Origin of the sequence: Actinokineospora sp. PR83 (genome assembly GCF_021056305.1) — a bacterium.
Taxonomy (GTDB): Bacteria; Actinomycetota; Actinomycetes; order Mycobacteriales; family Pseudonocardiaceae; genus Actinokineospora; species Actinokineospora spheciospongiae.
The window spans coordinates 1-8708 of sequence record NZ_JAJCXD010000051.1 but is presented as its reverse complement, the minus strand read 5'-3'; the positions used below and the strand labels follow the sequence as shown (position 1 = coordinate 8708).

9 protein-coding genes are annotated in these 8708 nt (G+C 73.7%); all 9 read left to right on the top strand.

Going from position 1 to position 8708, the window contains the following annotated elements; genetic code table 11:
* Positions 1–192: 192 nt before the first annotated feature.
* The 9 genes from mihF to fmt all read left to right on the top strand — a co-directional run bounded on the left by mihF (position 193) and on the right by fmt (position 8570).
* Entirely contained in the window at positions 193–510 is a 318-nt protein-coding gene (gene mihF / locus L6E12_RS18365; RefSeq protein ID WP_035280954.1) for an integration host factor, actinobacterial type, read from the top strand.
* Positions 511–570: 60 nt separating this feature from the next.
* Complete coding sequence (gene gmk, locus L6E12_RS18360; RefSeq protein WP_374201904.1) at positions 571–1131, top strand: guanylate kinase; 561 nt, start codon at positions 571–573, stop codon at positions 1129–1131.
* Positions 1131–1415, top strand: a complete 285-nt coding sequence (gene rpoZ / locus L6E12_RS18355; protein WP_035281060.1) for a DNA-directed RNA polymerase subunit omega — start codon at positions 1131–1133, stop codon at positions 1413–1415. The genes gmk and rpoZ overlap by 1 nt, the downstream gene beginning before the upstream one ends.
* Complete coding sequence (coaBC, locus tag L6E12_RS18350; RefSeq protein WP_236229151.1) at positions 1412–2671, top strand: bifunctional phosphopantothenoylcysteine decarboxylase/phosphopantothenate--cysteine ligase CoaBC; 1260 nt, start codon at positions 1412–1414, stop codon at positions 2669–2671. Before rpoZ ends, coaBC begins: the two co-directional genes overlap by 4 nt.
* Positions 2672–2719: 48 nt before the next feature.
* Positions 2720–3925: a methionine adenosyltransferase gene (metK, locus tag L6E12_RS18345; protein WP_236229150.1), complete on the top strand. Its 1206-nt coding sequence runs from the start codon at positions 2720–2722 to the stop codon at positions 3923–3925.
* Positions 3926–4055: 130 nt separating this feature from the next.
* Positions 4056–4523, top strand: a complete 468-nt coding sequence (locus L6E12_RS18340) for a DUF5313 family protein (protein ID WP_236229149.1) — start codon at positions 4056–4058, stop codon at positions 4521–4523.
* A 31-nt stretch (positions 4524–4554) separates the two neighbouring features.
* Entirely contained in the window at positions 4555–6600 is a 2046-nt protein-coding gene (locus L6E12_RS18335; RefSeq protein ID WP_236229148.1) for a primosomal protein N', read from the top strand.
* A 495-nt stretch (positions 6601–7095) separates the two neighbouring features.
* Positions 7096–7641, top strand: coding sequence for a peptide deformylase (gene def / locus L6E12_RS18330; RefSeq protein ID WP_236229147.1), 546 nt, complete (start codon positions 7096–7098; stop codon positions 7639–7641).
* Positions 7641–8570, top strand: coding sequence for a methionyl-tRNA formyltransferase (gene fmt, locus L6E12_RS18325; RefSeq protein ID WP_236229146.1), 930 nt, complete (start codon positions 7641–7643; stop codon positions 8568–8570). The genes def and fmt overlap by 1 nt, the downstream gene beginning before the upstream one ends.
* The last annotated feature ends 138 nt before the right edge of the window (positions 8571–8708 follow it).

The following is an 8708-nucleotide window of genomic DNA, read 5'->3' as shown; positions in this document are numbered from 1 at the left end:
TCCGTCACCGCCGGAACCGGGTTCGGCGCGCTATGATCGTCGCAGGTCACAGCCTCGACGTCACTGTTCGTTGATCAACTTCTGGGCTCCGGTCACGGTCCGCACAGGGCGACCCGCGTTGTCCTCGCAGGCCAGGGGTCGGTAACGTCGCGGCACCGATCCGGAAGAAATCCCACCCCCACGGAGGAAATCGTGGCCCTTCCCCAGCTGACCGAGGAGCAGCGGGCCGCAGCGCTGGAGAAGGCGGCTGCCGCCCGTCGTGCGCGAGCCGAACTCAAGGAGCGTCTGAAGCGAGGTGGCACCACCCTCAAGGAGGTGCTGACTCAGTCCGACAACGACGAGGTCCTGGGCAAGATGAAGGTCACCGCACTGCTGGAGGCCCTGCCGGGCGTCGGCAAGGTGCGGGCCCAGCAGATCATCGAGCGCCTCGAGATCGCGCCGAGCCGTCGTCTTCGCGGCCTCGGTGACCGCCAGCGCAAGGCCTTGCTGGCCGAGTTCAGCGGCGAGTGAGTGAGCCGCTCAACAGGCTCTGAGCCGAGGCCGGGCAACACCCGGCCTCGGCTCACTGTTGTGTCCGGGCCCTCGGGCGTGGGCAAGTCGAGCGTGGTCGCCGAGCTGCGCGCGCTGCACCCGCAGGTCTACTTCAGCGTCTCGGTGACGACGCGCAAGCCCCGGCCCGGCGAGGTGGACGGCAAGCACTACCACTTCATCGACAAGGCCGAGTTCGACCGGCTCGCCGCGGCCGGTGAGCTGCTGGAGCACGCCGAGTACGCGGGCAACCACTACGGCACCCCGCGCGCCGCGGTCGAGGCCGCGCTGGCGGCGGGTCAGCCCGCGGTGCTGGAGATCGAACTGCAGGGCGCCCGCCAGGTGCGGGTGGCCATGCCGGAGGCCCAGCTCGTCATGCTGGTGCCCCCGTCCTGGGAGACCCTGGTCACCCGGCTGGTCGGTCGCGGCACCGAGGACGAGGCGCTGATCGCCAAGCGGCTGGCCGTCGCCAAGGACGAGCTGGCCGCCGAATCCGAGTTCGACGCGGTCGTGGTGAACAGCGACGTGAAGGTCGCGGCCCGCGAGTTGCTAACCTGGGTACTCACAGACTCAACCAAACAAGGTGCGGAGCGTTGCGAGTGATCACCCCTACAGAGCTGGGCCCCCTGGGCGAGCCGTCGACCGTTCTCGAGGGCATCACCAACCCCCCGATCGACGACCTGCTCGAGAAGGTCAGCTCGAAGTACGCGCTGGTGATCTACGCCGCCAAGCGCGCCCGCCAGATCAACGACTACTACGCCCAGCTCGGCGAGGGCCTGCTGGAGTACGTCGGCCCGCTGGTGGAGCCGGGTCCGCGGGAGAAGCCGCTGTCCATCGCCCTGCGCGAGATCCACGCGGGCCTGCTCGAGCACACCGAGGGCGAGTGACCCTCCGGCCCCGTGTCGTCCTTGGCGTCGGCGGCGGTATCGCCGCGTACAAGGCGTGCGAGGTCCTGCGCGGGCTGACCGAGAGTGGGCACGACGTGCGCGTCGTGCCCACCGAGGCGGCCCTGCGCTTCGTCGGCGCGGCGACGTTCGAGGCGCTGTCGGGCAACAAGGTGCACACCGGTGTGTTCGCCGACGTGCCCGAGGTGCCGCACGTGCGGTTGGGCCAGGAGGCCGACCTGGTGCTGGTCGTGCCGACGACGGCCGACCTGCTGGCCAAGGCGGCGCACGGCCTCGCCGACGACCTGCTCACCAACACCCTGCTCACCGCGCGCTGCCCGGTGCTGCTGGTGCCCGCGATGCACACCGAGATGTGGGAGCACGCGGCCACCCGGGCCAACGTGGCCACGCTGCGCTCGCGCGGCACGGTCGTCGTCGAACCCGCCAGCGGCAGGCTCACCGGCAAGGACACCGGCAAGGGCAGGCTGCCCGACCCGGCCGAGATCGTCGACCTGGCCCGGCTGCTGCTGGCCCGCCCGGACGCGCTGCCGCGCGACCTCGACGGCCTGCACGTGGTCGTCTCCGCGGGCGGCACGCGCGAACCGCTGGACCCGGTGCGCTGGCTGGGCAACCGCTCCTCGGGCAAGCAGGGCTACGCGCTGGCCCGCACCGCCGCCCAGCGCGGCGCCCGGGTCACCCTGGTCTCCGCGCACACCCAGGCGCTGCCCGAACCCGCGGGCGTCGAGGTCGTGCACGTGGGCACCGCCGCGCAACTGCGCGAGGCGGTGCACCTGGCCGCCGAGAGCGCCGACGTGGTGGTGATGGCCGCCGCGGTGGCCGATTTCCGCCCGGTCGACCGGGCCGACTTCAAGATCAAGAAATCCGACCGCGACCCCGACCCGATCGCCCTGACCCGCAACCCCGACGTGCTCGCCGAGCTGGTCGAGACCCGGCGCGGGGTGGCGGGTTCGCGACAGGTGATCGTCGGTTTCGCCGCTGAGACCGGCAGCGGCGGCCCGGACGGCGCCGACGTGCTGGACCTCGCCCGCGCCAAGCTGGCCCGCAAGGGGTGCGACCTGTTGGTGGTCAACGCGGTCGGCGAGGGCAAGGCGTTCGAGACCGAGGACAACGCGGGCTGGCTTTTGGGTGCCGACGGCACGGAAAGTCCGATAGAACTGGGGTCGAAGGCGAAGCTGGCGACCGAAGTGTGGGACGCGGTCAGTCACTTGCGCGTGCGTTGCGGGGATACGCCAGGCTGAGCCACAACAAACCTGACGGAACAATCGGAACTTGAGTGGGGATATGGCGTGAGTGAGAACAACGGCCTGCGGCTGTTCACCTCGGAGTCGGTCACCGAGGGGCACCCGGACAAGATCTGCGACGCGATCAGCGACTCCATCCTCGACGCCCTGCTGACCGAGGACCCCCGCTCCCGGGTCGCCGTGGAGACCCTGGTGACCACCGGCCAGGTGCACGTCGCCGGTGAGGTCACCACCTCGGCGTACGTCGACATCCCCGCCATCGTCCGGGGCAAGATCCTGGAGATCGGCTACGACTCCTCGGCCAAGGGCTTCGACGGCAACTCCTGCGGCGTCAACATCGCCATCGGCGCGCAGTCCCCGGACATCGCCCAGGGCGTCGACACCGCGCACGAGACCCGCGTCGAGAACGCCTCGGACGAGATCGACAAGCAGGGCGCGGGCGACCAGGGCCTGATGTTCGGCTACGCCTGCACCGACACCCCGGAGCTGATGCCGCTGCCGATCGCGCTGGCGCACCGGCTGTCGCGGCGGCTGACCAAGGTCCGCAAGGACGGCGTGCTGCCGTACCTGCGCCCGGACGGCAAGACCCAGGTCACCATCGAGTACGACGGCGACCGGGCGATCCGCCTGGACACCGTGGTGGTGTCCTCCCAGCACGCCGAGGGCGTCGACCTGGAGAAGCTGCTCGGCGTTGACGTGCGCGAGCAGGTCGTGCTGCCCGAGATCGCCGACCTGGAGCTGGACACCTCGAACGTCCGGCTGCTGGTGAACCCGACCGGCCGCTTCGTCATCGGCGGTCCGATGGGTGACGCGGGCCTGACCGGCCGCAAGATCATCGTCGACACCTACGGCGGCATGGCCCGCCACGGCGGCGGCGCCTTCTCCGGCAAGGACCCGTCGAAGGTCGACCGCTCGGCCGCCTACGCCATGCGCTGGGTCGCCAAGAACACCGTCGCCGCCGGTCTCGCCGACCGCGTCGAGGTGCAGATCGCGTACGCGATCGGCAAGGCCGCCCCGGTGGGCCTGTTCGTGGAGACCTTCGGCACCGAGAAGGTGGCCCCGGAGAAGATCCGCGCGGCCATCGCCGAGGTGTTCGACCTGCGCCCGGCCGCGATCATCCGCGACCTGGACCTGCTGCGCCCGATCTACGCCCCGACCGCCGCGTACGGCCACTTCGGCCGCACCGACCTCGACCTCCCCTGGGAGAACACCGACCGCGCCGAGCAGCTCAAGAAGCTCGCCGCGGGCTGATCCGCCGCGTTCGCCACGGGCCGCCACCGGGTACTCCGGTGGCGGCCCGTGCTGTGTGCTGAGTGCGGTGCGGCTCTGCCCGGTCTGGGGTTGTCCGGTGCGATCTGCGGGCGAGGAGGAGGATTGCGCCATGGGTGAGCCGAGCACCGCGGCCGGACCGGTCCGGTTCCGCCGCCCCGACCCGCTGCGCTGGCTGTGGTACGCCGTGGGCGGCACGCTGCCCGCGCGCAACCGGCCGTGGGTGCTGTGGGACCTGACCTGCCGGACCTGGGTGTTGCGGCACTTCGCCAGGGTCCTGGTGCTGTTCCTGCCGTTCTGGCTGCTGCTCCTGGTCCCCGGCCCGTCCTCGCTGCGCTTCTCCATGGTCGCGCTGGCCTACGTCACCGGGCTGTACTTCTCGCTGTCGTTCCTGGAGGACGCGTGCGAGCGGCGGCTGGTCAAGCACGGCTTCCCGCCCGGCCTCAACCGCCGCATCCGCGAGGAATCCGCCCGCCGCGACCGCGCGGAGATCGCCGAGCTGTACGTGTCCTACTACCTCGACGCCGACCCGGGGGCCGAGCCGGAACGCGAGCCCCGGCGCGACCCCCGAGCCGACTGACCGTCGGTCGGGTCTGGTAGACCAACCGGTCATGGCCACCTCCGACGCGAGCGCGAACGCGTTGTTCGAGGTGCCCGCGGAACCCCCGGCACCGGCGGCGAAACCGGCCAGGGGCGTCCCGTCGCCCGCCGCCGAGCTGCCCGTGGCGCGGGTCTGCGTGGACGTGCCGCTGGCCCACCTCGACCGCCCCTACGAGTACCTGGTGCCCGCGAAGTCCGACGCCGACGCGGTGCCCGGCGCCCGGGTGCGGGTCCGCTTCGCGGGCAAGCCGGTCGACGGCTACCTGCTGGAGCGGGTGGCCGAGGCCGAGCACCGGGGCAGGCTGCAGTTCCTGGAGCGGGTGGTGTCGCCGGAACCGGTGCTCGCCCCCGAGGTGGCGCGGCTGTGCCGGGCCGTGGCCGACCGCTACAGCGGCACCCTCACCGACGTGCTGCGCTTCGCCGTCCCGCCGCGGCACGCCAGGGTCGAGGCCGAGGAGCCGCCAGGGCCGTCGCCGGTCCCGCCCCGCCCGGCGGCCACCGCCTGGGGCGAGTACCGCCGCGGCCCGGCGTTCCTCGACGCGGTGCACGCGGGCAAGCAGGCGCACGCGGTGTGGCAGGCGCTGCCGGGGGAGGACTGGCCCGCCCGGCTCGCCGAGGTCGCCGCCACCGCCGCCGCGGCGGGCCGGGGCGCGGTCGTCGTCGTGCCCGACCACCGGGACGTGGCGCGGGTGCACGCGGCGTGCGTGGCGCTGGTGGGGGAGGCCGCGGCGGTCGCGCTGTCGGCCGACCTCGGGCCAGCCAAGCGGTACCGCGCCTGGTTGGCCGTGCGCCGCGGCAGCGCCCGGGTCGTGGTGGGCACCCGGGCCGCGGCGTACGCGCCGGTGGTCGACCCCGGGGTACTGGTGGTGTGGGACGACGGCGACGACCAGCACGCCGACCAGCGCGCCCCCTACCCGCACGGGCGCGACGTGCTGATCACCCGGGCCCGGCTGTGCGGGGCCGGGGTGCTGGTGGCCGGGTTCGCCCGCACCGCCGAGGCGCAGCTGCTCCTCGACTCCGGCTGGGCCGCCGAGGTCGCCGCCACCCGCGAGCGGGTCCGCGCCGCCGCGCCCAGGGTCACCGCGCTGGGCGAGCACGACAGCCAGCTCGCCCGCGACCCCGCCGCCCGCACCGCGCGCATCCCCACGGTCGCCTTCGACGCGGCCCGCGCCTCGTTGCAGGCCGGGTACCCGGTCCTGGTCCAGGTCCCGCGCCGGGGCTACGTGCCCGCGCTGACCTGCCAGGACTGCCGCGCCCCGGCCCGCTGCCGCCGCTGCGCGGGCCCCCTGCACGTGCCCGACACCGGCCCCCCGGCCTGCCGCTGGTGCGCCGCGGCGGAGGCCAACTACCGCTGCCCGGCGTGCGCCTCCCGGCGGCTGCGCGCGGTCGTGGTCGGCGCGAAGCGCACGGCGGAGGAGCTGGGCCGCGCGTTCTCCGGCTTCCCGGTCCGCACCTCGGGCGCCCGCGACGTCCTGTCCACTGTGGATGACCGACCGGCGCTGGTGGTGGCCACCCCCGGCGCGGAACCGCTGTCCCCCAAGGGGTACGGCGCCGCCCTGCTGCTCGACGGCTGGGCGATGCTCAACCGCGCCGACCTGCGGGCGGCCGAGGAGGCGCTGCGGCGGTGGATGACCGCCGCCGCCCTGGTCCGCCCGGCCGCGGACGGCGGTCGGGTGGTGGTGCTGGCCGACTCGTCCATCGCCCCGGTGCAGGCCCTGGTCCGCTGGGACCCGGCCTGGTACGCGGGCGTGGAACTGGCCGCCCGCACCGAACTCGGCTTCCCACCCGCCGTCCGGATGGCCTCGGTCGACGGCGCCCCCGACGCCGTCGCCCGCCTCCTGGACGACCTGGCCCTGCCCCCCACCGGCGAGGTCCTCGGCCCGGTCCCCCTCGGCGACCCGGACTCACCCACCCCCCGCGAACGGGCCCTGGTCCGGGTCTCCCGCGCCGAGGGCAAGGCCCTGGCCGACGCGCTGACCACGGCGCAGAGCCTGCGCGCCACCCGCAAGGACCCCGACCCCCTGCGCGTCCAGCTCGACCCGCTCGACCTCATCTAGCTCCTGTCCGCAAAGCCGCTCAGCCACCCACCAACCCCCGGCCACACCGAACCCCACCGGCGCAGCAGCCCAACCGACCACCCCACCAACCGCCAGCCCGGCACCGCGAACCCCACCGGCGCAGCGAAAGCCAGCCACCCAACGAACCGCCGGCCCGGCTACGGAGATGCCCGGGTGGGTGGATGTGCTTGGGTGGGGGAGGCGATCATGTGCAAGCCTGTCCGGGCAGTGGGGCACTCTTTTCGCCCCACTCGGTCACACCGGGCACATGATCGGCGTAGGGGCCCCGCCCAAGCACATCCACCCACCCGGGCACGCCCACAAAATCCCGGCGCTTTCAAACCCAGCCACGGCTGAGCAGATCCACCCGGGCACCCACCAAGACCCCGGGCTCCACGGCCTGGCGGACCCGCCCGTGCGGGCGCGGCTCCGGAGCCGCGCCGGGGGCGGCATAGACTGGACCGACCGCCCGCGAGCAGTGAGTGAGGGAGTCCCGTGACCGTCCAGCAGATCCGGTACTTCGGTGACCCGGTGCTGCGCACCCCGGCCGCCGAGGTGGTCGACTTCGACCGCGAGCTGCACAACCTCGTCCGCGACCTGTGGGACACCATGGAGCAGCAGGGCGGCGCCGGGCTGGCCGCGCCGCAGCTCGGCGTGGGGTTGCGGGTGTTCACCTACCACTGCGGCGAGGCCGAGGGCCACCTGGTCAACCCGGTGTGGACGGCGCTGGACGACGAGGAGCAGGACGGCCAGGAGGGCTGCCTGTCCATCCCCGGCCTGTACTGGGACTGCGTCCGGAAGAAGAACGTGGTCGCGCGCGGGTGGAACATGCACGGCGAGCCGGTGGAGGTGCAGGGCAGCGACCTGCTGGCCCGCTGCATCCAGCACGAGACCGACCACCTCGACGGCGTGCTGTTCCTCGACCGCCTCGACGAGACCACCCGCAAGCAGGCGATGAAGGAGATCCGCCGGGCCGACTGGTTCGACGGCTCGGTCCCCACCCTCAAGCAGAGCCCGCACCCGCTGTTCGGGGCCCGCTGATGCGGCTGGTGTTCGCGGGCACACCCGAGGTGGCGCTGCCGTCGCTGCGCGCCCTGATCGGGTCCGACCGGCACGAGGTCGCCGCCGTGGTGACCCGCCCGGACGCGCCGTCGGGCCGCGGGCGGACCCTGCACCGCTCCCCGGTCGGCGCCCTGGCCGACGAGCACGGCATCGAGGTGCTGACCCCGGCGAAGGCGTCCGACCCGGTGTTCCAGGCGCGGCTGCGCGAGATCGCGCCCGACGCCTGCCCGGTGGTGGCCTACGGCGCGCTGCTGCCGCAGTCTGCGCTGGACATCCCGGTGCACGGCTGGATCAACCTGCACTTCTCGGTGCTGCCCGCCTGGCGCGGCGCGGCCCCGGTGCAGGCGACCGTGCGCTCCGGCGACGAGTTCGCGGGCGCCAGCACCTTCCGCATCGTCAAGGAGTTGGACGCGGGCCCCGTCTTCGGCGTGCTGACCGACCCGGTCCGCCCCGACGACACCGCGGGCGTGCTGCTCGACCGGCTCGCCGAGTCCGGCGCCGGGCTGCTGCTGGCCACCCTGGACGGCATCGAGGACGGCTCGCTGACCGCGGTGGAGCAGCCCGCGGACGGCGTCAGCCACGCCCCCAAGATCACCGTCGAGGACGCGAAGGTCGACTTCGCGCTGCCCGGCATGGCCGTCGACCGGCTGGTCCGCTCGGTCACCCCGGAACCGGGTGCCTGGGCGGAGTTCCGCGGCGAGCGGGTCAAGCTCGGCCCGGTCACCCGCGACGCGGTGGAGACCGAACTCAAACCCGGCGAACTGCTCGTCGAGCGCAAGCGCGTCCTCGTCGGCACGGCCACCTGGCCGGTGCGCCTCGGCGAGGTCCAGGCACAGGGCAAGAAGCGGATGCAGGCCACCGACTGGGCCCGCGGCACCCGTATCGAGGCAGGAGAACGGCTGACGTGACCCAGCCAGGCAAACGTCCATACCGCCCCAGGACCGGGGGTCCGGCGAAGGGCGGCCCCGCGCGGCCCGCGCGCCCCCGCGGCGCGCACCCCCCGCGCAAGCCGGACGGGCCCGCGCGCCCGCCCGCCGAGGACGCGG

Coding starts and splice junctions, on each gene's coding strand:
- fmt (WP_236229146.1), top strand. CDS start 7,641: ATGCGGCTGGTGTTCGCGGGCACACCCGAGGTGGCGCTGCCGTCGCTG.
- L6E12_RS18335 (WP_236229148.1), top strand. CDS start 4,555: ATGGCCACCTCCGACGCGAGCGCGAACGCGTTGTTCGAGGTGCCCGCG.
- L6E12_RS18340 (WP_236229149.1), top strand. CDS start 4,056: ATGGGTGAGCCGAGCACCGCGGCCGGACCGGTCCGGTTCCGCCGCCCC.